The organism is Cytobacillus sp. FSL R7-0696 (genome assembly GCF_038006865.1).
GTDB lineage: Bacteria > Bacillota > Bacilli > Bacillales > Cytobacillaceae > Cytobacillus > Cytobacillus kochii.
In genome coordinates, this window is the sequence record NZ_JBBOWA010000001.1 from 516,927 (window position 1) to 541,446 (window position 24,520).

A 24,520-nucleotide genomic window follows, 5' to 3' on the forward strand; every position below is an offset into this window, starting at 1 on the left:
CAACTTCATCGCTGAAGTGCCGCTTAAAAATCAAATCAATATCCACTTAAGTATTTCGCTACATTTATCTATTTTCCTGTTATATGTCGAATAAATTTTGACAAATGAAGCAAAGTTTCTACATGATGATTACAATCTTTCATATCTTTACACACCGTATTACCTCTTTTGGTAAAGGTACCAACGACTTCACCCTTTGTCTCGACTATGAACATGCCTATATCTGTAAAACGGTGACAAATATGACAAAGCCCTTTTTGTTCAGAAGGTTGGAAAGTTCCTCTTAAACCAATATAGCTTTGTTCGTATGGGGCAACAATCATTCGGTACTGACTACCCTTTTCATCCCAAGATAGATAGGTCATTGTTTGATAATCTTCTGCATCAATTAATGGGAACTTCAGCTTCTTCACCTTTGGAAATAACTTCCTTATTTTCGTTTCTGACAGAGCTGGGAAGGGGATAACATAGGGCTTTAATTCATGAAAGAATTTATCTGCAGTTAATCGATCGTCAACCAATCGCATTTGTCCCAGTAAGGAAGCCTCCTCCTCCGCCATATCAGGTAATGATTGCTGAACCGCTTCCCATGCCAATGTTTTTACTGTTTTTAAGATCGTTGGATCATTGACAGAGGACTTGGCATTTATTATTTTATTCACCTGTTTTTTCACAAGATTATACTGTTCATTGGTCATAAAGGCTATCATTATTTTCACTCCTGCCTTAGTTTCTTCCTTCTTAATTTACCCTATATGTAAACATAAAAAAATGCCGAATTTAAATAAAAATTAAAGTCGGCATAAATCATTTATTTTGTGTAAATAATTTTCCTTATTGTCTCGTGAGCTAAAAAGTATTCATCGCTTAGCTCATCCATTGTTTTTCCCATACTATAGGAAGCTCTAATCTCTTCATTTCTTTGATTGATTTTGAGTCTTGCACCTGATTTCATTCCCCAACCATCTTTATTGTGAGGGGGTTTAGGGATATAAATCGATTCACCTTGAATATATTTTTGTATCTCTTTTAATAATTCAGGTGGCAACACATTCTTTGCTTTTTGATATCTCATCTTACGCTCGCTCCTTATTGTTTGTAGATAATAAGGACGCAAAGCCTAATGAAGAGACATGGCGATTGCATTTATTCTACCTCACACAAAGTATCGCCTTCTCTATAGGCTTTGCGTGAGCTGTTTCATTATTTAGCAAAAAGGTGATTTGCATGTTGTGACCACCTCCTAAAAATAGAATAAAATGGATGCGAAACAAAAAATCGCATCCATCATTTATATTTATTCACTCATGTCTACATTATGGTAAACACGTTGTACATCATCTAAATCTTCTAGGGCATCAATTAATTTGTCAAATTGCGCAAGTTGTTCTTCCTCTAAGTTCACTTCTGTTTGTGGTAACATTGTTTGTTCTGCAACTGTAAACTCTTCAATGCCAGCACCTTTTAGCGCCTCTTGCACAGCATGGAATTGGTCAGGTTCTGCATAAACAATCACTGATTCTTCTTCTTCAAGAAGGTCACGCACATCAATATCCGCTTCCATCAATATTTCTAACACTTCATCCGCTGTTTTTCCTTCTAAACCAAAAACAGCTGTTGCATCAAACATATAAGAAACAGAGCCACTTACACCCATATTTCCACCATTCTTACCAAATGCAGCGCGCACATTTGATGCTGTGCGATTGACATTATTGGTAAGGGCATCAACAATAATCATACTACCTCCAGGACCAAATCCTTCGTAACGAAGCTCATCATACTTTTCTTCCCCGCCACCCTTCGCTTTATCAATCGCGCGGTCGATAATATTTCTCGGTACATTATATGTTTTTGCACGTTCCAATACTTGTTTTAATGCCTGATTCGATTCAGGATCAGGTTCCCCTTGTCTTGCCACTACATAGATTTCAAGGGCAAATTTCGTATAAATACGGCTATTATTGGCGTCCTTTGCCGCTTTCTTATCTTTTATATTATTCCATTTACGGCCCATATGTCCCACTCTCTTTCAACTTTTATCTACTCATCATTTTTTTAGATGCACTAAATATTCATTGATTATTATAACGCAAACCGCTAAGAGAAAAAAGCTCGTTGATTAATTAATGTTTTTCCATAGGTTAAGTAAGACAAATTGCGCCCCGAGAAAAACTGCCCAACCAATGACACCGAAAAGAATAGAAACAGTGAAAGAAAGAGCAGCCTTTAGCGAAAAAAAGACAATAGCCAAAAGCACTATCGTACTTGGTAAACCTAAAAGAACCCCAAGTGTGAATTCACTCATCACTCCTGTATCATTTTTTTCTACCCAGAGCCAAATAAGGCTTAATAAACTGACAAGTGGCAATGCAGCAATGACACCACCATATGTAGGAAAACGTTTAGCCATTTCTGTAACAACGCCAATAATGATTGCTGAAAGAAGTATTTTAACTATTAGTTGCATTTTTCGCTCGCTCACTTAATAAGTGTAAGGCAGAATCAATGATTTGTTTCTCCGAAGGCGTCATACTAGCGAGAATTTGCGCTAATTTTCCTTCGTCAAGATTCGCATTTCTCTTTAGTACTTGCCTCCCTTGTTCAGTTAGCCTTAATATAACCATTCTCTCATCTACTGTTGATCTTTCTTTATGTATCCATGACTTATGAATCAATCTCTTCACATGTTCAGACGCAGTATTGTGTGAGACGTCAATATTCTTCGCTACTTCTTTTATTCCAATATGTTCACACTTATCTAAAAGCTGCAAAATCCTTACACCTTGATGGGATATCTTATCCTCGTTTTGATTTTGATAACGTAAGTAAAAATAGATGTCTGTCCAGTATTTATTTAGTTCAGTTGGATTCATATAATCAACCTCATTCTTTTTCATCTTATAATAAGATTATATCGTATAATACGATAAATATACAAATGTTTTTAAGTTATGGTAAAATATTCACAATAATCTGTATTACAATCAATTCTCTAAGAAAGTTTCCACCTTCACAAACCTTCCTACTTTGAAAGGGGATCAAATTAATATGAAAAAATGGCTCGTAATTATTATAATAAGTGGCTTTGTGATTATTAGCGGAGGCTGGTTTACTGCAAGTTATCTCAGTAATGATTCTCTTTCAGTAGCTAATCTTCAGGGTGATACTTCAAATAAAGCATCAAGAAAAGCTAGTATAGATGGGGATATGAATGCCTATACGGAAAACACTGGATTAAGTACAAATTCGACTCAAAGTGAAGTAATTGATGTGATGCATAAAATGACACATCAAAAAGTCAAGGCAAGTGAAAAGTGGGGTTCTGTTCGAATGTCAGAACAAGCAATTGAAGAAGTGAAAAAAACGATTGAAAACAATCAATTTGAACATGAAGAAGAGCTTTTAACTATTTTAGATAAATGGAGCAAAGGGGATTTCTCTAATGTAGATAATGACCACAATTATTTCTGGTCATTGCAAAATGGCACAATTGGTAAGGCAACTGGAATCTTATCCCCAGAAGAAGAAGAAGCTTTTATTGAGAAGTATTTTGAATAAATCGTAACTACTTACTTTTCCTCTTTTTTCTATACAGAGTAAATATAATCATCATAAAGCAGAGAAAAGCATAATAGGGATAGCCTGAAACTTTAAATGCATACAACGCTTGATCCACCACAGTAGGTGTTCCATCTAGTACAGTTGGAAAAATAAGATGATTCTTATACAACTCATCACCAATAAGATAACTACCTACAATGCTTGTAGCAACTAAATAAAAATACATGAACAAAACCAATATAAACACACTAAAACAAATAATACTTCATCCCTCCCATACAGCATTTTCAACATTACATACGCTTAATATATTTTATTTTAAATCATAAATACATGGGTAACAATGTAAAATTACACAAAAATAGTTGCCCATTTTCCGGGCAACTATTTTGTCATTTCCATACAGAGATTATTTTTCCGATCCAACATACGTCGATTGTGGTCTAAAAATGACATTATCTTCAGCTTGTTCAAGAATATGTGCTGTCCAGCCTACCATTCTAGCAGCAGTGAAGGTGGGAGTAAAAAGAGTAGAATCCATTGAGAGCGCTCTCATAATTGCTGTTGCGTAAAATTCAACATTGGTATATAGTTTTCTATCAGGTTTTAACTCAGCAAGTATTGTAACCACTTCTTTTTCAACTTCAATTGCAAAATGAAGCCAAGAATCCTCTACTTGCATCGATAGTAACTTTTCTTTTAAAGCCTCGGCTCTTGGATCAACCGTTTTATATACACGATGGCCAAACCCCATTAATTTTTCACCACTTAGTATCTTATGTTTAATCGTTTTCTTTCTATCGTTACTAACCTTCAATTCTTCTAATAATGCGATAACACCTGTAGGCGCACCTCCATGTAGTGGTCCTTTCATTGTACCAATTGCTGTTACAATACTAGAAACGATATCTGACTCAGTAGAAGCGGTCACACGAGCGGCAAATGTTGATGCGTTCATACCGTGTTCCATCGTTAAAATCATATACGTCTCTAATGCCTGAACATGAGCTATTAACGGTTTTTTTCCAGTAAGCATATATAAATAGTTTTCAACATGTGACAATTGCAGCTCTGGATGGACCACATCTTTGTTCGCTAATAGTCTCGTACGGTGAGCAATAATCGTAGGAATCACCGCTGTTAGCTTGATCGCTTGTTCCACAGTAGGGGGACCGCTGTAAGTTTGGTCACCTTCTAATGAAATAAGCGTTCGAATGACATCCATTAAACTCATATCTCTTGGTAATGCCTGCAGCACTTCCCATTGCAAAGGACTTAATGCTCTATTATCCTTGATCTTTTGAATGCACTCCTTCACTTCCCTATCCGTTGGCAATTCCCCATACCACAGTAGAGAGGCTGCTTCTTCAAATGTTAATGTTTTCGTCAATTCTCCAACGTCATAACCTCGATAAGTTAATCTTCCTTTTTCTCCATCTACAGAAGCCACTTTTGTTTCAACCGCAACGATACCCTTTAAGCCTTTACTGAACATTTTCATTCTCCTCTCTTCTTTTTTTTAGTATACGCTCGTTGTATAATTAAGAAAATTAAATATTTTTTATTAATTCATTTAATAATATTAATTGATAGGATGGTTAGGTAAATTGGAATTCCAATGGTTAAAAACCTTTATTACAGCAGCAAACTATTTAAACTATAGACAAACTGCAGAAGCTCTTTATATTTCGCAACCGTCAGTTACTGTTCATATCCGTCATTTAGAAAAAGCATTAGCAACCACTCTTTTCAAGAAAGAGGGACGTTCCATGCGTTTAACAAAAGCCGGGAAACAATTTCTTCCGTATGCTAAACAAATTCTAGCAAGTTTTGAAGAGGGTAAAAAAGCACTTAGTCATTATACGCAAGGATATACTTCCTCGCTAAGCATAGGAATTTCTCCTATTATCGCAGATACGATTCTACCTTTCGCATTAAAAAATTATATGCGCAAGCATCCATTTGTTGAAGTAGCTGTACATGTACTAGAATCCGAGGAAATGGAAAAAGCGCTCTTCGAAGAGGATATTGATATCGGCTTGAGCTGTAATCTACCTACTTCAAGAGAGGTGCAATATCAAATACTATACTCTGAAGATGTTAAATTAATCATCGCGCATGATGGAAAAGATGCTGAGAGCGCACCACCATTGGAAGAGGAAGATATTTTATTTCATCATCTTTTAATAACCGACAATCATCCCATATACTGGTCTAAACTAAAAAATGATCTTCACTATCAGTATGCCTTTATCAAAACAATGAAAGTATCGCAAATACACATTTCTAAACGGTTCATTATTGAGGGATTGGGTGTTTCCTATTTACCACTGTCCACTGTAAGAAGAGAATTAATGGAAGGATGGTTATTAGAAGTCCCCCAATCAAAAATTACATTACCCCAAGCCCATACGTACGCTTGGATGAAAAAAGAAAATAACCAACAAATTGATTTCATGAAATATTTACAAAACTACCGTTTGTGACAATTCAACGAAACATGAACAACATTAGATATAATTACCTATATATTTTACATTTACTAACTATCATTTTCGACTCTTATAGTCGATAAACATCTTAGATTCATATATTCTAAGGAGGTTATTCCATGAGTTTTCAATTATCAGTATTAAATAAGCAGTTTATAAATGGAGAATGGCGCCAAGGAAAAAGTCAAACTCTCTTACAAAATATTAATCCATTTAATGAAGACATCCTTGCAGAAGTAAATGGTGCTACATTAGAAGATATTGATGAAGCATATCAAGCAAGTGCTAAGGCAAAGCTAGAATGGGATCGTGTCAACCCCTATAAAAAAAGAGACATATTAGAAAAAGCGGTAGCCATTATCGACTCACATGAAGAAGAAATTGTCCAGTTAATTATTGCTGAACTTGGAGGTACGCGATTAAAAGCGGCTTTTGAAATTGGCCTTGTAAAAAATATGATTAAAGAGGCAGCCACTTACCCACTTCGTATGGAAGGTAAAATTCTGCCGTCTACAGAAGACCATAAAGAAAATAGATTATATCGTGTTCCAGCTGGTGTGGTTGGAGTCATTAGTCCATTTAACTTTCCTTTCTTCCTTTCTATGAAATCAGTTGCTCCTGCACTTGGCGCGGGATGTGGAGTAGTCCTCAAACCTCATGAAGATTCAATGGTAACTGGTGGTACATTAATAGGAAAGATATTTGAAGAAGCTGGTGTCCCTAAAGGATTACTAAATGTTGTATTATGTGATATTAAGGAAATTGGCGATGGCTTTGTAGAACATCCGATTCCAAGAATCATTTCTTTTACCGGTTCTACTACAGTAGGTAGTTACATCGGTCAAGTAGCAGTGAAGAACTTTAAAAAACCTTTACTAGAGTTAGGCGGTAATAGTGCTTTTATCGTCATGGAAGATGCAGATATTGATTATGCCGTTAATGCAGCAACATTTAGCCGTTTCACACACCAAGGACAAATTTGTATGTCTGCGAATCGTATTCTCGTTCAAAAATCAATTTACCCAACGTTTATGAACAAATTTAAAGAAAAGGTAGCAGCACTTAAAGTCGGGGATCCTAGCGACCCTGAAACCGTTATCGGTCCTGTTATTAACAAACGACAAGCATCAACATTAGAGGATTTAATTCATACGGGCATTCAAGAAGGTGCAGAACCTATCCTATTAGGAGAAATTAGCGGGAATTTAGTTGCACCAACGATTTTAACAAATGTGACACCTGAAATGACAGTCGCACAAAAAGAACTCTTCGGTCCTGTTGTTTGTATTATGACTTTTGATACAGAAGAAGATGCCATTAATATTGCCAACAATACACAACTCGGATTAAGCGGGGCGCTTCATACTGCCAATGTAGAACGCGGTGTTGAAATGGCAAAAAGAATTCACACGGGTATGATTCATGTAAATGATGTTACGATTAACGATGAGCCTATTGTTGCTTTTGGTGGTGAAAAACAATCCGGACTTGGTCGATTAAATGGAGATTGGAGTTTAGATGAGTTTACAACAATGAAATGGATTTCTGTTAATTATAGTCAAAGACAATTGCCATATTAATAATTAGGGAGATAAAAAGATGATTGAAACAGAACAGCAATCAATAAACGTAATGGACGCTTTTCTAAAGGTAGCACCTTACTTAAATACATTAATTCATGATGATATCACTATTGGTATATATGATACAGAGAAATTAATTATTAATTATCCAGGAAAGACATTTTCATTAAATGTCTCTCCAGGGGACCCTCTAATTGACGGTGACATTATTACAGAATCCATACGTACAAATAGCACTAAAACATCGATGGTACCAAAAGAATTATTCGGTTTTCCCCTTATTGCAAAAGCCATCCCCCTTCATAATGAGAAGGGTGAAGTAATCGGTGGAGTAGGTATTGGAATTAGTTTAGAAAAGTCCAATCAGCTCTTCGATGTAGCAGAAAGTCTTTCAGCAGTATCAGAACAAACAGCTGCAGCCATTGAAGAGATAAGTAAATCAGTGACGATTCTTGCAGATAAAGTGACTGATATGTCTTCACAAATGGGGACTGTTAGCCATAGTGCAGATGAAATCGGAAAAATATCCACTGCTGTAAAAAGTATTTCTGATCAAAGTAACCTTTTAGGTTTAAATGCAGCAATTGAAGCAGCACGAGCTGGGGACGCTGGAAGAGGATTCTCTGTAGTAGCGGAAGAGATTCGTAAACTTGCAAGTAATAGTAAAGACCATGTTTCGCAAATAGATCAAATTACGAAAAGTATAGCGGGGTTACTCACTGAGCTTAATCAATCTTTCTCACAAATTCATCAATTAACAGATACCCAAGCAGCCTCCATTCAAGAGTTTTCAGCGACGATTCAAGAAATTAGTCGCAACGCTCAACATTTAGTGGAGATGGCTGATACGACAGTAGATAGCGATTAATATTCTTTCTGTCATGTCATAGCTTGCCTTCTATAAAGAAGCACGAACAAATACTTATACCATTAGCATTTGTTCGTGCATTTTCTTATGGGGTTAATCGATGCCGATCTCGCGGGAATGCTGACGCAAAGCGGACATTAGGTCGATTCATTATTTTAGCTGTCAGTCGCTCTAAGCCTATTGCAAGACCGCCATGTGGTGGCATACCGTACTTAAAAACATTCGTATAACTTTCAAAATCTGCCACTTTTAAGTGATTTTCTTCTATTGAAGAGATTAATTCTTGATAATCATGAATCCTCAAACCGCCAGTTGTAATCTCTATCCCTTTAAACAATAAATCAAAAGAATCTGTGTATAAGGAGTGATTTTCTAATGGCTTGGCATACATAGGTCTAACTGCCTTTGGATAATGTGTGATAAAAACTAATTCACTGTTTTCCTTTTCAGAAAAATACTGACAAATTAAGCGTTCTCCCTCAGGATCCAAATCTTCCATCTCACTAGTGGATTTATGATATTCATGAGCTAAAATTTGCTTTGCTTCGTGAAGTGATATACTGGGTATTCTTTCAATTAAAGGAATTGTTACACCAACTTCTTGCAGCTCTTTTTGATAACGATCCCGAATGGTGTTAAAAATAAAACGTAATAGATTCTCCTCTAATTCCATCAACTCTTTGCTTGAAAATACAAAACCCATCTCTAAATCAAGAGAGATGTATTCATTTAAATGTCTAGATGTCGCATGTTCTTCCGCTCGATAAACAGGAGCCACTTCAAAAACTCGTTCATATCCTGCTGCTACCATCATTTGCTTATAAAATTGTGGTGATTGCCCTAAATAAGCAGGTTGATTAAAATAGTCTATTGAGAAAAGGTTCGCCCCTCCTTCCGCACCCGCTGCTACAATTTTCGGCGTGAAAATTTGGATAAAATCCTCATTTCGTAAAAAAGATGAAAAGGCGTCAACAATTGCTGACTTTATATTAAACATCAGATGCTCTTTATGGTTCCGTAGTGATAAAACACGATTATTCAATAATGTGTCCATGTGGACATCTAATTCTTTTTGATTTAATTCAATTGGTAAGGGTGCATTAGCAGTGTTTAATAACTGAAGCTTATCAACAATTACCTCTACACCCGTATCGGTTTTCATTGTCTTTACAACAAGACCCTGTACAGAAATAACTGACTCTAATGAAAGTTTCATTTCAGCCAATTCATTCTCTAATACACATTGAATGATGCCACTACGATCCCGTAACTGTAAGAAAGTAATTCTTCCTAAATGTCTAACACGGTGAACCCACCCCCATAGTGTAATCTTTCTGTTCACATGTTTCATTACATCGGAGCAATTCACACGGCTTATTCCATCATTGATCTTGACCATCATCATTCACACTCCTTATTATTTTGTTTGTATCGTCGTTATCGTCATCATCACTATCCATGTGAATCACCCCTTTCTTATCACACAAAAAAACCGAGCTTCATCCCAGAAGGGACGAGGCTCGGTTCTCGCGGTACCACCCTAATTATTACATCATTCAATGTAATCTCTTATATGCCCGTTAACGGTGGCCACCGTCCACGCCTACTTAGTAAAAACTTTTCAGATGGAACTCATTGGTGTCTTTCATCTAACTCCTTATCGCCACTCTTTCAGCTAAAATAAGCAGCTCTCTTATAGATAAGGGTGTCAAACTACTCCTCCAACTCAACGCTCTCGAATATTATTATTTAAGATACATCGCTTCACCCTAAATGTCAAACTATTTCGTTTATAAATCTACCTCATTAAAACGGGCGTAAACCACTTTTGTCTCCTGTTCTGCTATGATCATTTTCACCCCGCGCCAACCAGACTGTAAATATTGCTGTTGTTTGGTGATATCATCCATCTTTATTTCAATCACTTCTCCTTGTTGGACAACTTTAGCAGCTTGCAAATCTTTCATAAAAACATAGCGAAGGCTACCCCCATATTTCTCCTTAAGATCAATGATTTGCATATCTTGGGCAAACTTATCCTTAAGTGAAGGGTAATTAAAAGGAGCGACTGTACAACAAACATATCTATACTGATGTGATTCTTTTTTCAATTGTTCCATTAAAATTTGAGCAAGCTTTTGCTGTAATTTATTCCCTCTATACATAGGATCTACATTAGATATTTCTTGATAGATAACCGTGGATAAATCCGTTACACCAGCATCTAGACCAAGGTGCTCAGGATCATTTTCAGGTGGAACTAGCAATGCGCGAAAGGCAATTAATTGCTCTTTGACCCAAGCACCAACCATTTTTCCATTTCCCCTTAAAATATTGAGGAACTCCTCTTTCGCTAAAGGCTGTAATACTTTTTTATCCGGAAGGGCATGGATAACCTTTTGTTGCAATTGTAAAATTTGTCCAATATGCTGTTCTTCTAGATTTGTAACTTCATAAGATGGGCCTTGCTTTGTCATTTCTCTCATGATTACATTCAATCTCTTCAACTCTCCTTTAATACATCTTCAAATACAGTCAATTCTTTTAGAATCTCTTCATCAATATTTACGCCTAATCCAGGTTGGTCTTTTAAAGAAATATGAGGAATATCATAATGTAAGTCACCGATATCCTTAGAGAACTTCAGTGGTCCGGTTAATTCTACACTTGTAATATTCTTTTTAGAAAATGACACATGAAAACCTGCACTTGAAGCAATCGATGATTCTACCATTGATCCGACCTGGCACTCAATCCCGGCTAGTTCTGCCTGATATGCAAGCTTAACTGCTGGCAATATACCACCACACTTCATCAACTTAATGTTTATACGATCACAGGCATTTTTCTGAATAATCTCTTTCAACTCTCTTGCTCCCTTTAATCCTTCATCAATCATAAGGGAAACTGTTGAATGAGACCTAATAAATGCCATCCCATCAATATCATCTGCTCTTACCGGTTGCTCTAGCCAATCTATATCTACCGTTTCTAATGCCTTAATTCCTTTTAAAGTAGCAGCCGCTGTTTGCCAACCTTGGTTAACATCCACTCGTATAACGGCTTTGTCTTTAACGCTATCAGCAACTGCCTTAATTCTTGCTACGTCCCCATTCACATCTCTACCTACTTTGATTTTAAATGATGTATAACCTTTAGAGACTTGTTCCAGTGCTTCTGTCGCCATTTTTTCTGGCTCACCAATACTCAACACATGCGTGATGGGAAATTGCTCATGGTAACGTCCACCGATGAGCTGATACACGGGCACTTGTAGTTTTTTACCGATTAAGTCGTAACAAGCAATATCGATCGCAGCTTTAGCAGCAGGTGCTTGATAAATGAGCTTGTCCATGATTTCATGTACCTTTTCAATTTCCATTGGATTGATACCTAATATGGCAGGTCCAAGCGTATGTTTAATTACTTGATAAGTGCCTTCCCATGTTTCTCCTGTCACATGCTCATCAGGTACTGCTTCTCCGTAGCCTATGAGCCCTTCATCCGTTTCCACTTTTACGATAATAGATGGCATATCTTTATATGTATGATAACTGATGACAAACGGTTGTTTTAATGGTAGACGAATCGCATAGATAGCGATGGATGTAATCTTCATATTTCTCTCTCCTTATCAATAAAAGAAGAAAGCCGAAGAAAAAACTCGGCTCCCTCTTTCATTATGTTTATGCATTTAATGATGCTTCTTCTTCTTTTTCCAATGCCCTTTTCTCTTCATCAGTGATTTTAACAATGGTAAATCCTATAAAAGCATAAATGATAGAAATAATCGGAACGATGAAATTCAGGATAGCATAGGGTGCATACTCTAATGCACCTATTCCGAGTGTGGCAAGAATAAACACTCCACATGTATTCCATGGTATAAATACAGAGGTTAAAGTTCCCCCGTCTTCTAGTGCTCTTGATAGGTTCTTTGAATGCAGATTTTTATCGCGATATGCTTTGGAAAACATCCTTGCAGGAACAACAATTGAAATATATTGCTCTGATGCCGTCGCATTTGTTGCAAAGGCAGATACAATAGTGGTTGCAACAAGACTACCTGCTGACTTAGCTAGCTTTAAGATTTGATTGACTATCGCTTGTAGCATACCTGTATTTTCTAATATTCCACCAAACGTCATGGCCACAATCGTCATGGAGACGGTGTACATCATCGAATCGAGACCTCCTCTATTAAAGAGACCATCAACCATCTCATTTCCACTTTCAATTTTGTAACCGGATTGTAAAGCTGATACTGCCTCAGATAGCGAACCACCTTGTACAAAGATTTGACAAAGAACACCTAGGAGGATACCTACAATTAATGCGGGTACTGCCGGAACTTTTCTTGCTACCATAATAATAACTACAAGGGGAACAAGTAATAACCATGGTGAAATAACAAAAGAATCTTGTAAGGCAAGAATCGTTTGATTAATTTCTGCTGGATTGGCTCCTCCTTTACCAAAGTCTTTTCCTAAGAACCAATAAACTCCTAATGCAATGATAATACCAGGAACGGTCGTAAATAACATATGTTTGATATGATCAAATAAATCAGTGCCTGTTAAGCCGGATGCTAAATTTGTTGTGTCTGATAACGGAGACATCTTATCACCAAAGTAAGAGCCTGAAATAATCGCACCAGCTATCATCGGAGCTGGGATGCCCATACTCATGCCTATGCCCATTCCCGCTACACCAATCGTTCCCATTGTCGACCAAGAGCTGCCAATAGATAAAGAAACGATTGCGCATATAATCGTAATAGAGACGAGGAACAAAGATGGGGTGATGATCTTTAATCCATAGTAAATCATTGTCGCGACAATACCGCCACCAAGCCAAGAGCCGATGACTAAACCAACTAACATAATAATTATAACTGCAGGTAATGCCAGTTTAATCCCCTTATACATCGATTCCTCAATATGCTTCCAATTATATCCTGCTTTCCAAGCAACTAATGCAGCCATAATTGTTCCAATAATTAATGGAATATGAGGTCCTTGTTCTAAATAAATAACAGCAATCATCATTGTTACTATCATGACAACTAATGGAATTAGCGCCATACCGAATGTCATTTTCTGATCCTTTTTCATAGAAATCCTCCCATTTATATTTTTCACTTTAATTACGCTTTCAATAAAGCTGCTACTATTCGAGCACCCTGGTCCAATACTGTATGGTTAAAATTCATTTGCGGGTGGTGTAATCCCGGCTTTAAGTCAGCACCTAAACCAATCATTGTTGCATGGACATTTGGATGTTTGATTGTATAAAAATGAAAGTCATCACTTCCCGGGGTAATGAGTGGGGGAGCCACCCCTTCTGAACCTAATACCTCTGTTATTGCCCGTATTGCCATCTCCTCTGCTTGTTCAGAGACGACTGCACCAGGGGTATAATCTTTCCAATTAAATGAAATATCGACATCAAACAATGCCGCAATATCGCCTAACCCTTTACTCACTTTTGTTTGTATCTCTTTTAATTGTTCATTTTTTTGCGCTCTTATATCGATACCAAAGGTGGCATGACCTGGAATGATATTTAAGCTTTCTCCACCTGTTTGAATGTTAGTTAATTTGACAGAATACGCATCAAACGGAGACAAATAGATATTCTTTAAAAATTGATAAATCGTAGCAATTACATCAATTGCGCTTCTTCCTTGATGAGGCCTGGCGCCATGGGCATCTTCACCACTAATTTTCCCTTCTAATGTGACACATGCTCCGTGATGGATGGATGGTGATACCTGTCCTAAAGATAATTCTTCATGTGGTCTGAGATGGATGCCAAACAAATGTGTGACATCTTCCATCGCGCCATGCTTAATCATTTCTAGAGATCCATTTCCTTTTTCTTCAGCTGGTTGAAAAATAAAACGTATGCGCTTACTTAAAGCTTGCTTATCCAAATAAAGAATACTACCTAAAACAATAGCCATATGTGCATCATGCCCACATGAGTGATTTGCACGATACATACCATCTACTTGCTGCCAGAGGGCATCTATATCCGCCCTTACAGCAATTACATCATCTCCACTTCCCACCTCTGCTATTACACCAGTTAAATCCCCAAAAGTTTGATAATCAACCTTTAAATCACTCAGTATAGACACAATTTTTTTGGTTGTCTCATACTCTTTAAAACTAGGTTCTGGATGGTTATGAAATTCATTAAACCATTCTTGAATTTGATCTTTATAGATCATAAAATCATCCCTTTTAGATTTTAGAAAATTTTACAAAAATTCACCTTTGACTGAATCTATAGATACACAAAAAGCCTTGTACATATGTACAAGGACTTCTCACGAATGAACAGTATGGCCAGTTCTTCTTTGGTGAGAAATCTCTAGCTGAATTTGTTTGCAATAAGTTATATTACTATCATGTTTTATTAATGAATACTCTTTACCAATAAACAAATGCGATCAGGATTTTTCTAAAAAAAGAAAGCGTTTACGTTTTTAAAAGTTTGATAACTTCCATGAAATAAAGGTTTAGGAGAAAGATAAAAGTGATTAATTGTATCTTTCTCCTCTACAGCATTAAAGTGATTATTAAGATAATATCATATATAGAAAAATTATTCTAATAATTTATTAAAAACTGTCTTATCCTAAAACTTTTACTATTTTTTCAATTGCCCAATCAAGATCTTCTTTAGAAATAATAAGTGGCGGTGCAAAACGAATAACCGTATCATGTGTTTCTTTACAAAGAAGCCCTTCTTCTTTCAACGCTTCACAATATTTACGTGCGGGTTCAGTAAGCTCAACCCCGATAAACAACCCACGTCCACGCACTTCTTTAATCATTGGATTTTTAATTTCCTTCAATTGATCAACAAAATAGTTACCTAGCTCTAAAGAGCGCTCTACAAGTTTCTCTTCTTTAATTACTTCAATGGAAGCCATAGAAACCGCACATGCCATCGGGTTCCCACCAAATGTTGAACCGTGTGAGCCCGGATTGAAGACACCCAAAACTTCCTTGCTTGAAACAACACAAGAAATAGGGAAGACCCCACCACCTAAAGCTTTACCTAGAATGTACATATCAGGACTTACGCCTTCCCATTCGCAAGCAAACATTTTTCCAGAGCGTGCAAGCCCAGCTTGAATCTCATCGGCAATGAACAAGACATTCTTCTCTTTACATAATTCACGCGCTTCTTTTAGGAACCCTTCTGGAGGAATAACAATTCCAGCTTCCCCTTGAATCGGTTCAATTAAAAATGCAGCCGTATTTTCCGTAATAGCAGCTTTTAACGCAGCAATATCTCCATAAGGAACTAGCTTAATTCCTGGAAGCATCGGGCCAAAACCTTTTTGGTATTCTTCTTCTGAAGAAAGGGAGACAGCTGTCATCGTTCTGCCGTGAAAGTTTCCTACACAAGCGATGATTTCTGCTTGGTTCTCAGCAACTCCTTTTACATCATAAGCCCATCGACGAGCTGCTTTTATAGCTGTCTCCACTGCTTCAGCACCTGTGTTCATTGGCAAAGCCATATCCATGTTTGTTAACTCACAAATCATTTCATACCAAGGACCCAATTGATCATTATGGAAAGCTCTTGATGTTAATGTCACGCGTTCTGCTTGATCTTTCAACGCTTGAATAATCTTCGGATGGCGATGTCCTTGGTTAACTGCTGAATAAGCACTTAACATATCCATGTATTTGTTACCCTCAGGATCTTTTACCCAGACCCCTTCAGCTTCACTAATTACGATTGGTAGTGGATGATAGTTATTCGCACCAAATTTTTCAGATTGTTCGATCAGGTGTTTTGTTTGTACTGTATTTTTCATCTTTATCGACATCCTTCCAGTTTTGATTAATAGATTGCTAGAAAGGGATAATCATCCCTTTCTAACCTTGATTGACTTTAATACATTTCAGACGTTGTTTTTGCTTGCATATGAAGCATAATATAATCTGGTCCGCCTGCTTTTGAATCTGTACCTGACATATTAAAACCACCAAATGGCTGATAACCAACAATTGCACCCGTACAACCACGATTAAAGTAAAGATTACCCACATGGAAATCTTCTCTTGCTTGTTGGATATGTTCACGATTATTCGTGAGAACAGCTCCGGTTAAGCCATAGTCTGTATTGTTCGCAATCTCGATTGCATGATTAAAGTCTTTTGCCTTTGTAAAACCGACTACTGGACCAAAAATCTCTTCCTGCATGATACGCGCTTGTGGATCTAGGTCCGCAAATATCGTTGGTTGAATGAAATAACCTTTAGAATCATCGCCTTCTCCACCGAGCATAAGCTTTCCTTCTTCTTTTCCAATTTCAATATAACTCATAATCTTATTAAACGCTGATTGATCAATAACCGGCCCTGTAAAGTTACTTCGATCTTCAGGATTACCCGCTTGTTTATCTTTCGCGATTTCTACTGCTCTTGCTAGTACTTGATCATAAACATCTTCTACAATGACTGCTCGCGAACAGGCTGAGCATTTCTGGCCTGAAAATCCGAAAGCAGAAGCGACGATTGATTGAGCAGCAAGCTCTAAATCAGCATCTTTATCAACAACAATCGTATCTTTACCTCCCATTTCAGCAATCACACGTTTAATCCAGATTTGACCATCATTTAGTTTCGATGCACGTTCGTTAATTCGAAGACCCACATCCCTTGAGCCTGTAAATGAAATAAAACGAGTATCCTTATGGTCCACTAAATAGTCACCTACCTCTGCACCACTTCCTGGTACAAAGTTAAGTACGCCTTTAGGTAATCCAGCTTCTTCTAATACCTCTACAAATTTAGCCGCAATGATTGGTGTAGTTGAAGCTGGCTTTAAAAGCACTGTATTCCCCGCCACAATTGCAGCGACTGTTGTACCAGCCATGATGGCAAACGGGAAGTTCCAAGGAGAAATAATAACTCCTACCCCAAGTGGAATATAGTCATAACGATTGTATTCATTCGGTCGGCTATTGACAGGTACACCATCTTTAATCGCTAGCATTTGTCGTGCATAATATTCTAAGAAATCGATGGCTTCTGCTGTATCAGCATCTGCCTCATTCCAAGGCTTACCCGCTTCTTTTGTCATAAGAGCGGAAAACTCATGTTTACGTCTTCTAATAATTGCAGCTGCTTTAAACAAAACATCGGCACGCGTTTCTGGCTTTACTTTACGCCAAGATTGGAATGCCCTCACAGCCGATTGCATTGCTTTTTCTGCTAATGCTTGATTGGCTTTTGACACACGACCAATGACTTCTTCTTTATTTGCTGGATTGATAGATACGATTTTCTCATCTGTAGAGATTCTTTCTCCATCAATTAATAAATCATAATCTTGACCTAAATAGGATTTAACCGTTTCGAGTCCTTTTAAATAATCGGCTTGATTACTTTCTACGCTAAAATCAGTAAATGGTTCATGTTTATATGGCTGTACCATTCGAAATTCCTCCTACTCTATATTGTATTTCTCTTATTCTATTTTTATCGTTCCCCATTATTATTGCAAATAACGTGCCAATTACTAAAAATGCGAATTAACAATATTTTTGTCCTATTGGGTGCAAAAAATTTTTTCTTTTCGCAAAAATATTTTTCTATCTCCTGCAAAATATTTTTGCGAATGTGTATAATAAATAATTACAGGAGGGACATTCATGAACAACTTTCTAAAACGAATGAATTACTATTATGATAAAGTCTTAGATGAAATTGACGCTGGTGTCCACGTCATTGATGAAGGCGGAAATACGGTCATTTATAACCGGAAAATGGCTGAAATTGAAGGGATGGCTAAAGCCGACGTACTATATAAAAACTTACATGATGTCTTTTCATTTGAACATAATGAAGAAAGTCGTTTACTTGAAGCTGTTGAAAAAGGCATTAAAATCGAGAACGCAAAGCAAAGTTATTACAATAATCAAGGACTAGAAATTACTACGGTTAACCATACTTTACCTATTTTCTACGAAAACGAGCGTATTGGCGCAATGGAGATTGCCCGTGATATTACAAAATTAGAAAAGTTAATCAGGGAGAATAGACAACAAAGAGAAGAAACTCGCTTTACTTTCCAAAGTATCATTGGCCATAGCCCAGCCATAAGTGATGTGATCGAAGCAAGTAAAAGAGCAACGCGAACGGATTCTTCTATCTTAATCATCGGTGACACAGGTACAGGAAAAGAACTATTTGCTCAGAGTATTCACAACGCAAGTGAGCGGGCACATAAACCATTTATTTCGCAAAACTGTGCAGCCATTCCAGATAATTTAATAGAAGGCTTGCTTTTTGGCACAAAAAAAGGGGCATTTACCGGTGCAATCGAAAGACCTGGATTATTTGAAGAAGCAGAAGGTGGTACACTTCTACTAGACGAAATTAATTCTTTAAATATACACTTACAAGCAAAATTATTGAGAGTTCTACAAGAGAAAAAAGTAAGGCGGGTGGGAGATACACGAGACCGATCATTTAATGTCCGTATTATTGCTACAATCAATGAGGATCCGATTGAAGCCATTACAAATGGACATTTAAGAAAAGATTTATATTATCGGTTAGGTGTTGTTTCTTTATCCATCCCTCCGTTAAAAGAGCGAAGAGAAGACATAGAGGAACTGGCATACCATTTCATTCATAAATACAATGAGAAGTTTGCAATGGGCGTAAAAGATATTGATCCATCCCTTTTATCAAATTTTTTTCATTACGAATGGCCAGGTAATGTCAGAGAGCTAGAGCATCTTATTGAAGGCGCAATGAACTTAATCGAATATGAAGAATCCATTACCTATCATCACTTACCTTTTCATTATCGACATCGATTACAATCCCAACCATTCTTAAAAAAAGAGAAAGTATTCGATCACCCTGTCGACAGTAATAAGCATGAACACATTGGCCACACTTTAAATGACTATTTAACAAAAGCCGAGCGCCATTTTATTCAACAAGCACTTATAAGAAACCAGCACCATATTACCAATACAGCAAAAGAACTTGGGATGAGTAGACAAAATCTACAATACAGGATAAAAAAACACCGGTTAACATGACTAATAGCATGTTCTAAATAAAACAGAGGATGTTGGTCCTCCTTGGACGAACAATCCTCTCTACATAAGATATTGATTAAGATGAAGACACCTTAAATTCGCATTCATACAATATGTGATTAAATAACACAAGTTTATCATTTGTGCTCGTTTAATCCTTCACCTTATTATTGTGTATATATAACATCACTGACTTAAAAACTGCTGGTTATACATTTCTGCATAAACACCTTTTTCATTATACAAATGCTGATGAGTCCCTTGTTCAGCGATTTCTCCATCCTTAATGACCATAATATGATTGGCATTCTCAATTGTTTTGAGGCGATGGGCAATGACAAATGTCGTTTTCCCCTTCGTTAATTGTGCTAACCCCTTTTGAATTTGAATTTCGGTTTGTGTATCAATACTCGATGTGGCTTCATCTAAAATTAGAATATTGGGATTCGAAAGCATAGCTCTTGCGATAGAAAGAAGCTGCCTTTGACCTTGACTTAAATTGCTGCCGCCACTTGCTATTACCGTATCATATCCTTTAGGGAGATGTTTTATAAAGGCATGAGCTGACGCAAGCTTGGCTGCCTCTATTACATCTGTATCTTTTGCTTTAAGCTTCCCATAACGAATATTCTCCATAACTGTTCCAGAAAATAAATAAGAATCTTGTAGGACGATTCCGATATTTTTACGAAGTAGACGGATTTCATAGTCTCTTATGTCTGCACCATCAATAAAGATTGCACCCTTTGTAACATCATAAAAACGAGCGAGTAATTGAATGATTGTTGTTTTACCCGAACCAGTTGGACCAACGATGGCAATGGTCTCTCCAGCTTTCACACTAAAATTAAGCGATGATAAAACCTCTTTCTTCTCATAAGCAAAAGAAACATTCCTAAATTCAACATTTCCTACCAATGCAGACACCTTCAGAGCTTTGGGTCTATCAACTATATCAGTTTTTTCATCTAAAACTTCAAAAACACGCTCTGCACCAGCAATGGCTGATTGGAAGGTGGTAATCAAATTTGACAACTGATTAATTGGACGGTAGAAATTACGAGAATACGTCACAAATGATGCAATCATCCCTATAGAAGCCATATTTACAATCGCTAGTAACGCGCCTGTAAATATAATAAAGGCCAACCCCAAGTTATTCATAAAGTTATTCACTGGACCAAGAAACCCTGAAGATATTTCAGCACGAATAGAAGAAGTTCGTAACGTTTCATTTTGATGATTAAAAGAAGTAAGGACATCATCCTCTTTGCCATATAATGAAATGATCTCCAATCCAGAGATTGACTCCTCCACTTTCGCATTCACTTCGCCAAGATCTCGCTGTCTCGCAGAAAAATAACGACTGCTATAAGACACAATCGCTTTAGTTGCTAAAAACATAAGTGGAATCACCAAGAATGCCACAATGGCCATCACACCATTTAAAGCAATCATCGCTATCGCTACCCCGGTAATGGTTAAAACGGATGAAACTATTTGAATCACACTTTGACTAAGTGCTGCATGTAATTGATCAATATCATTTGTTACTCGACTCATTAATTCGCCATAAGAACGCTTATCGAAAAATTTCAATGATAAACTTTGGAGCTGATCAAATAATTCCTGGCGGATTTTTTTTATTGTTAATAATGACATATTTACCATTATGAGCGCTTGTGCCCATGTGGTAATAGATATAAGGATATATATACATGCAAGTATGGCGGACATGACAATGGTACCTGTAATATCACCTTTTAAAATATAATCATCAATAGTGACACCGATTAAATAAGGACCAGCTAATGTAAATAAAGTTGATAATAACACCATAAAAACAACAAGTATCATTCTTAACTTTTGTTGTTTCATATACTGCCATATACGTAGCAATGTCCCTGTAAATTTTTTCGGTGTTGCACCTTTCCCATTCATGCGGCTAGGTCCTCGGCCAAAATCTAGTGTTTTTTGTTCTTTTGGTTGATTATTCATGGCCGGCTCCCCCTTGTGTTTGGTAAATCTCCTTGTACACTCCACTTTCTTCTAACAACGTATCATGATTACCTTTAGCCACAACCTCACCCTCATGAAGAACAAGAATCTCATCAGCTTCTCTTATGGAAGATATCTTTGATGAAATAATAATTTTCGTCGAATGACGCTGCTTTAATGCTTGTTGAATTTTCTTTTCAGATAGTGCATCAACGGCAGAGGTTGAGTCATCAAGAATGAGCAAGTCTGGCTCCCTAATAAATGCTCTAGCAATGGAAAGTCTTTGCCTTTGACCACCGGAAAAATTCTTCCCTCCTTGCGCCACTTCATACTCATAACCTTCATCCAATTTATCAATGAACTCGACTGCACATGCATCATTTGCCGCTTTTTTCATTTCTTCTAGTAATGCATCGGTTTTCCCATCTTTTAAATTGTTTGCAATAGTACCAGAAAATAATAGTGCACGTTGGCTGACAAAACCGATTTGTTTCCGTAACGTTTCCTTGGTGTAATTTTTTATATCAACACCGTTCAAAAAGATTTGCCCATGATCGACATCATACAATCGAGGAATTAGTTTGGCTATCGTTGTCTTTCCACTACCAGTTGGACCGATGATGCCTAATGTCTTACCTCGTTGAATAGTGAAGTTCAAATTTTTCAGCACATACTCCCCATTTTTGCTATAACTAAAAGCAACATCTTTAAATAGTAAATGTTCCTCTTTTTGTTTAACAATGGTATATTCACCGCCAACCATATCTTGCTCAACCGTGAGTACTTCTTGTATGCGATTAGCTGAAGGGAAAGCTCTTGTTATCAACATCAACACATGGCTACTGGACATCAAGCCATTCATAATAATTGTCATATAGTTTATAAAAGCAAGGATTGCTCCCACTTCAATTGCTCCTCCATCAACCTTTATTACACCAAGCCATAAAGCGGCCACAATGCCTAAATTCACAATAAAAAGCAACAATGGCATCATGAGAGCAATCAATTGTTCTGCAGAAATATTGACCTTCGTTAACATGCTGTTTTTTTCGGCAAAGCGCTCCTTTTCATAGTTTTCCCTTCCGAATGCTTTAACAACGCGAATGCCGGCTAAATTTTCTTGTAAGCGCGTATTGATGACATCGATTGCTTCTTGCACTTTTTTAAATAAAGCTGCTGATTTTCTTGTGAAATAAATAATAATAATAAATAAAATCGGCACAGCAATCATCACAATTGGAAAAAGTTCTCTTGCAGTAAAAAAGACGATTAGGACACTGCCTATGAACAATAATGGCCCCCTTACAAAAACTTTTAACGTCATTAATATCGCACGCTGTAAAACACTGATATCATTACTTACAATCGTTATGAGCTTGCCCGAACCATATCGATCCACGTCCCTACTTGAAAATTGGACAATACGATTAAATACATCCTTTCTTATGTCTGTTGAAAAATGGACAGCAGCTTTTGTGCTGAAAATAGAACAACCAAGCCCACCAATTAATCCGATGATGGCGACAATGATCATAGAAATACCAAGCTGAATCGTCAGCTCCGTGTTATTATTAGCAATTGCGTCATCAATCATATGTTGCATGATTGTGGGCTGAAGTAAATCCATACTTACTTCAATAAACATTAATAAAGGGCCCAAACAAGCAAAAAACCAATATGGCTTTATGTAATTTAATAATTTTCCAAATGATTGCATCCATTCTCTCCTCTATTTCTTGTTGTTCTAACTTAATTATTTTAACGCTTACTGACTGTATTTGGTCAATTAGAATTTCCCCTTTTGTAAATTGTTTTGTTCTACAATAGTAAAAAAGCTCACCCGAATTTATTCAGATGAGCTTCTTTTATTTACGATTAGCCCCCATCTTCACAAGTTTCATGAGGCTCAACGTGAACATGGACATCATAAACATGATGATTCTCGATTAATTCTTTTTCAACTAATGTAGCAAGATCATGGGCAAGATTAATATCCATCGTTCCTTCTACACAAATAATCACATCTACAACGATATTATTTCCATACAAACGCCCTTTGATTTCCTTTATTTCTTTCACACCTTCAATCGCATGAATGGCATTTTCATATTCCTCAATCTTATCCTCATCAAAGCCGTCTGTTAATTGATGTGTAGAGTCCCTGAAGATCTCCCAAGCTGTTTTCACAATCAAACACCCAACTATTACAGCTGTCACAGTATCTAACCAAGGTAATCCAAGTTGAGATCCAAATATACCAATTGCAGCACCAATACTAACAAGAGCATCAGAGCGATTATCCATTGCCACTGCATATAGTGATTTACTATCAATGCTTTTTGCTAACTTTTGGTTGTAAGTAGACACAACAAACATAATTGCAGCAGCTAATAAAGCCACATATCCAGCAATCGCATGAGGAACTTCGGAAGTTTGATTTACTAAAGAGGAAAACGCTCCAATAATTACTTCTGCACCGACAGCAAACATAATAAAAGCAGCAATCAAGGAGGCAATTGCTTCACTCTTCCAATGTCCGTATTTATGATCTTTATCTGGAGGCCGTTGTGAAATTCTTAAGCCCACCAGTACGGCAATACTCGCAATAATATCTGTCACATTATTTAATCCATCTGCTTTTAGAGCAGCTGAGTTTGTCATATAAGCAACGGTCAACTTAAAAACCGATAGTATGATGTACACAATAATACTTAACTTTGCACCTTTTTCACCAATTTTTAAATTCTTATATTTTTGTTCATCCACTAAAAACACACCCTTCAATAGCTATATTTATCATAGCAATCACTAGTCGAGTGGGTCTATAGCAACCTTTTTGGCTAATTGAATTTAAATAGGGATAATAAAAAAATGTTGAAAGAGGCAAACATTTTATCGGTAATCCAAACATATCTACAATCCCCCTAGC

Annotated in this window: 21 protein-coding genes and 1 other annotated feature; of the genes, 5 read left to right on the forward strand and 16 right to left on the reverse strand. The window is 36.9% G+C overall.

Translation table 11 applies throughout. The features are described from left to right. Positions 1 to 68: 68 nt before the first annotated feature. The 5 genes from MKX29_RS02675 to MKX29_RS02695 all read right to left on the reverse strand — a co-directional run bounded on the left by MKX29_RS02675 (position 69) and on the right by MKX29_RS02695 (position 2,876). Positions 69 to 710 (reverse strand): FusB/FusC family EF-G-binding protein, encoded by a 642-nt coding sequence (locus MKX29_RS02675; protein WP_341103795.1) that lies wholly within the window; start codon positions 708 to 710, stop codon positions 69 to 71. Between the two features lie 101 nt (positions 711 to 811). After that, complete coding sequence (locus tag MKX29_RS02680; RefSeq protein WP_341103797.1) at positions 812 to 1,075, reverse strand: CD3324 family protein; 264 nt, start codon at positions 1,073 to 1,075, stop codon at positions 812 to 814. 222 nt (positions 1,076 to 1,297) lie between these two features. Further along, the gene (locus tag MKX29_RS02685) at positions 1,298 to 2,017 is read right to left on the reverse strand and encodes a YebC/PmpR family DNA-binding transcriptional regulator (protein WP_095370167.1); all 720 of its coding nucleotides are present in this window, start codon (positions 2,015 to 2,017) and stop codon (positions 1,298 to 1,300) included. A 105-nt stretch (positions 2,018 to 2,122) separates the two neighbouring features. Then, the gene (locus MKX29_RS02690; RefSeq protein ID WP_224935210.1) at positions 2,123 to 2,470 is read right to left on the reverse strand and encodes a DUF3147 family protein; all 348 of its coding nucleotides are present in this window, start codon (positions 2,468 to 2,470) and stop codon (positions 2,123 to 2,125) included. Continuing rightward, on the reverse strand, positions 2,454 to 2,876 hold the full coding sequence (locus tag MKX29_RS02695) for a MarR family winged helix-turn-helix transcriptional regulator (RefSeq protein ID WP_224935207.1): 423 nt from the start codon (positions 2,874 to 2,876) through the stop codon (positions 2,454 to 2,456). Before MKX29_RS02695 ends, MKX29_RS02690 begins: the two co-directional genes overlap by 17 nt. Before the next feature lie 175 nt (positions 2,877 to 3,051). Between MKX29_RS02695 and MKX29_RS02700 the strand changes: the two genes are divergently transcribed. Then, complete coding sequence (locus MKX29_RS02700; protein WP_224935203.1) at positions 3,052 to 3,561, forward strand: DUF6241 domain-containing protein; 510 nt, start codon at positions 3,052 to 3,054, stop codon at positions 3,559 to 3,561. Between the two features lie 412 nt (positions 3,562 to 3,973). On the opposite strand, the gene MKX29_RS02705 is transcribed toward MKX29_RS02700, so the two are convergent. Next, entirely contained in the window at positions 3,974 to 5,059 is a 1,086-nt protein-coding gene (locus MKX29_RS02705) for a citrate synthase/methylcitrate synthase (RefSeq protein ID WP_341103803.1), read from the reverse strand. 112 nt (positions 5,060 to 5,171) lie between these two features. On the opposite strand from MKX29_RS02705, the gene MKX29_RS02710 reads away from it, so the two are divergent. From MKX29_RS02710 to MKX29_RS02720, 3 genes are all read left to right on the forward strand, one after another. Next, complete coding sequence (locus MKX29_RS02710) at positions 5,172 to 6,050, forward strand: LysR family transcriptional regulator (protein ID WP_341103805.1); 879 nt, start codon at positions 5,172 to 5,174, stop codon at positions 6,048 to 6,050. A gap of 125 nt (positions 6,051 to 6,175) precedes the next feature. Then, positions 6,176 to 7,636, forward strand: a complete 1,461-nt coding sequence (locus MKX29_RS02715; RefSeq protein ID WP_095370174.1) for an aldehyde dehydrogenase family protein — start codon at positions 6,176 to 6,178, stop codon at positions 7,634 to 7,636. A gap of 19 nt (positions 7,637 to 7,655) precedes the next feature. Then, on the forward strand, positions 7,656 to 8,507 hold the full coding sequence (locus MKX29_RS02720; RefSeq protein WP_095370175.1) for a methyl-accepting chemotaxis protein: 852 nt from the start codon (positions 7,656 to 7,658) through the stop codon (positions 8,505 to 8,507). An 85-nt stretch (positions 8,508 to 8,592) separates the two neighbouring features. Here the strand turns inward: MKX29_RS02720 and aspS are convergent, their stop codons facing one another. The 7 genes from aspS to pruA all read right to left on the reverse strand — a co-directional run bounded on the left by aspS (position 8,593) and on the right by pruA (position 17,972). After that, positions 8,593 to 9,909 (reverse strand): aspartate--tRNA(Asn) ligase, encoded by a 1,317-nt coding sequence (aspS, locus tag MKX29_RS02725; protein ID WP_445662688.1) that lies wholly within the window; start codon positions 9,907 to 9,909, stop codon positions 8,593 to 8,595. Positions 9,910 to 10,013: 104 nt separating this feature from the next. Next, positions 10,014 to 10,246, reverse strand: a binding site (T-box leader). Positions 10,247 to 10,297: 51 nt separating this feature from the next. Continuing rightward, positions 10,298 to 11,005, reverse strand: a complete 708-nt coding sequence (locus MKX29_RS02730) for a GNAT family N-acetyltransferase (protein WP_445662689.1) — start codon at positions 11,003 to 11,005, stop codon at positions 10,298 to 10,300. Positions 11,006 to 11,010: 5 nt separating this feature from the next. After that, entirely contained in the window at positions 11,011 to 12,126 is a 1,116-nt protein-coding gene (locus MKX29_RS02735; protein WP_341103808.1) for a mandelate racemase/muconate lactonizing enzyme family protein, read from the reverse strand. Positions 12,127 to 12,193: 67 nt separating this feature from the next. After that, positions 12,194 to 13,621, reverse strand: coding sequence for a Na+/H+ antiporter NhaC (gene nhaC, locus MKX29_RS02740; protein WP_341103810.1), 1,428 nt, complete (start codon positions 13,619 to 13,621; stop codon positions 12,194 to 12,196). 32 nt (positions 13,622 to 13,653) lie between these two features. Then, a complete protein-coding gene (locus MKX29_RS02745; protein WP_224935185.1) occupies positions 13,654 to 14,742 on the reverse strand; it encodes an amidohydrolase in 1,089 nt (362 codons plus the stop codon). Positions 14,743 to 15,147: 405 nt separating this feature from the next. Continuing rightward, positions 15,148 to 16,347 (reverse strand): ornithine--oxo-acid transaminase, encoded by a 1,200-nt coding sequence (locus MKX29_RS02750; protein WP_224935182.1) that lies wholly within the window; start codon positions 16,345 to 16,347, stop codon positions 15,148 to 15,150. Positions 16,348 to 16,424: 77 nt separating this feature from the next. Beyond that, positions 16,425 to 17,972, reverse strand: a complete 1,548-nt coding sequence (pruA, locus tag MKX29_RS02755) for an L-glutamate gamma-semialdehyde dehydrogenase (RefSeq protein ID WP_341103814.1) — start codon at positions 17,970 to 17,972, stop codon at positions 16,425 to 16,427. A 217-nt stretch (positions 17,973 to 18,189) separates the two neighbouring features. Between pruA and MKX29_RS02760 the strand changes: the two genes are divergently transcribed. Then, a complete protein-coding gene (locus tag MKX29_RS02760; protein WP_341103815.1) occupies positions 18,190 to 19,593 on the forward strand; it encodes a sigma-54 interaction domain-containing protein in 1,404 nt (467 codons plus the stop codon). Positions 19,594 to 19,779: 186 nt separating this feature from the next. Here the strand turns inward: MKX29_RS02760 and MKX29_RS02765 are convergent, their stop codons facing one another. From MKX29_RS02765 to MKX29_RS02775, 3 genes are all read right to left on the reverse strand, one after another. Beyond that, on the reverse strand, positions 19,780 to 21,591 hold the full coding sequence (locus tag MKX29_RS02765) for an ABC transporter ATP-binding protein (protein ID WP_341103817.1): 1,812 nt from the start codon (positions 21,589 to 21,591) through the stop codon (positions 19,780 to 19,782). Continuing rightward, on the reverse strand, positions 21,584 to 23,308 hold the full coding sequence (locus MKX29_RS02770) for an ABC transporter ATP-binding protein (protein ID WP_341103819.1): 1,725 nt from the start codon (positions 23,306 to 23,308) through the stop codon (positions 21,584 to 21,586). Before MKX29_RS02770 ends, MKX29_RS02765 begins: the two co-directional genes overlap by 8 nt. Positions 23,309 to 23,466: 158 nt before the next feature. After that, positions 23,467 to 24,357 (reverse strand): cation diffusion facilitator family transporter, encoded by an 891-nt coding sequence (locus tag MKX29_RS02775; protein WP_224935166.1) that lies wholly within the window; start codon positions 24,355 to 24,357, stop codon positions 23,467 to 23,469. Between the last annotated feature and the right edge of the window lie 163 nt (positions 24,358 to 24,520).

Excerpts from the sequence above, each read along its gene's own strand:
- MKX29_RS02690 (WP_224935210.1), bottom strand. The coding sequence starts at position 2,470 with ATGCAACTAATAGTTAAAATACTTCTTTCAGCAATCATTATTGGCGTT.
- MKX29_RS02705 (WP_341103803.1), bottom strand. The coding sequence starts at position 5,059 with ATGTTCAGTAAAGGCTTAAAGGGTATCGTTGCGGTTGAAACAAAAGTG.
- MKX29_RS02760 (WP_341103815.1), top strand. The coding sequence starts at position 18,190 with ATGAACAACTTTCTAAAACGAATGAATTACTATTATGATAAAGTCTTA.
- aspS (WP_445662688.1), bottom strand. The coding sequence starts at position 9,909 with ATGATGGTCAAGATCAATGATGGAATAAGCCGTGTGAATTGCTCCGAT.
- MKX29_RS02700 (WP_224935203.1), top strand. The coding sequence starts at position 3,052 with ATGAAAAAATGGCTCGTAATTATTATAATAAGTGGCTTTGTGATTATT.
- MKX29_RS02685 (WP_095370167.1), bottom strand. The coding sequence starts at position 2,017 with ATGGGCCGTAAATGGAATAATATAAAAGATAAGAAAGCGGCAAAGGAC.
- MKX29_RS02765 (WP_341103817.1), bottom strand. The coding sequence starts at position 21,591 with ATGAATAATCAACCAAAAGAACAAAAAACACTAGATTTTGGCCGAGGA.
- MKX29_RS02745 (WP_224935185.1), bottom strand. The coding sequence starts at position 14,742 with ATGATCTATAAAGATCAAATTCAAGAATGGTTTAATGAATTTCATAAC.
- nhaC (WP_341103810.1), bottom strand. The coding sequence starts at position 13,621 with ATGAAAAAGGATCAGAAAATGACATTCGGTATGGCGCTAATTCCATTA.
- MKX29_RS02720 (WP_095370175.1), top strand. The coding sequence starts at position 7,656 with ATGATTGAAACAGAACAGCAATCAATAAACGTAATGGACGCTTTTCTA.
- pruA (WP_341103814.1), bottom strand. The coding sequence starts at position 17,972 with ATGGTACAGCCATATAAACATGAACCATTTACTGATTTTAGCGTAGAA.
- MKX29_RS02695 (WP_224935207.1), bottom strand. The coding sequence starts at position 2,876 with ATGAATCCAACTGAACTAAATAAATACTGGACAGACATCTATTTTTAC.
- MKX29_RS02675 (WP_341103795.1), bottom strand. The coding sequence starts at position 710 with ATGATAGCCTTTATGACCAATGAACAGTATAATCTTGTGAAAAAACAG.
- MKX29_RS02715 (WP_095370174.1), top strand. The coding sequence starts at position 6,176 with ATGAGTTTTCAATTATCAGTATTAAATAAGCAGTTTATAAATGGAGAA.
- MKX29_RS02735 (WP_341103808.1), bottom strand. The coding sequence starts at position 12,126 with ATGAAGATTACATCCATCGCTATCTATGCGATTCGTCTACCATTAAAA.
- MKX29_RS02750 (WP_224935182.1), bottom strand. The coding sequence starts at position 16,347 with ATGAAAAATACAGTACAAACAAAACACCTGATCGAACAATCTGAAAAA.
- MKX29_RS02680 (WP_341103797.1), bottom strand. The coding sequence starts at position 1,075 with ATGAGATATCAAAAAGCAAAGAATGTGTTGCCACCTGAATTATTAAAA.
- MKX29_RS02770 (WP_341103819.1), bottom strand. The coding sequence starts at position 23,308 with ATGCAATCATTTGGAAAATTATTAAATTACATAAAGCCATATTGGTTT.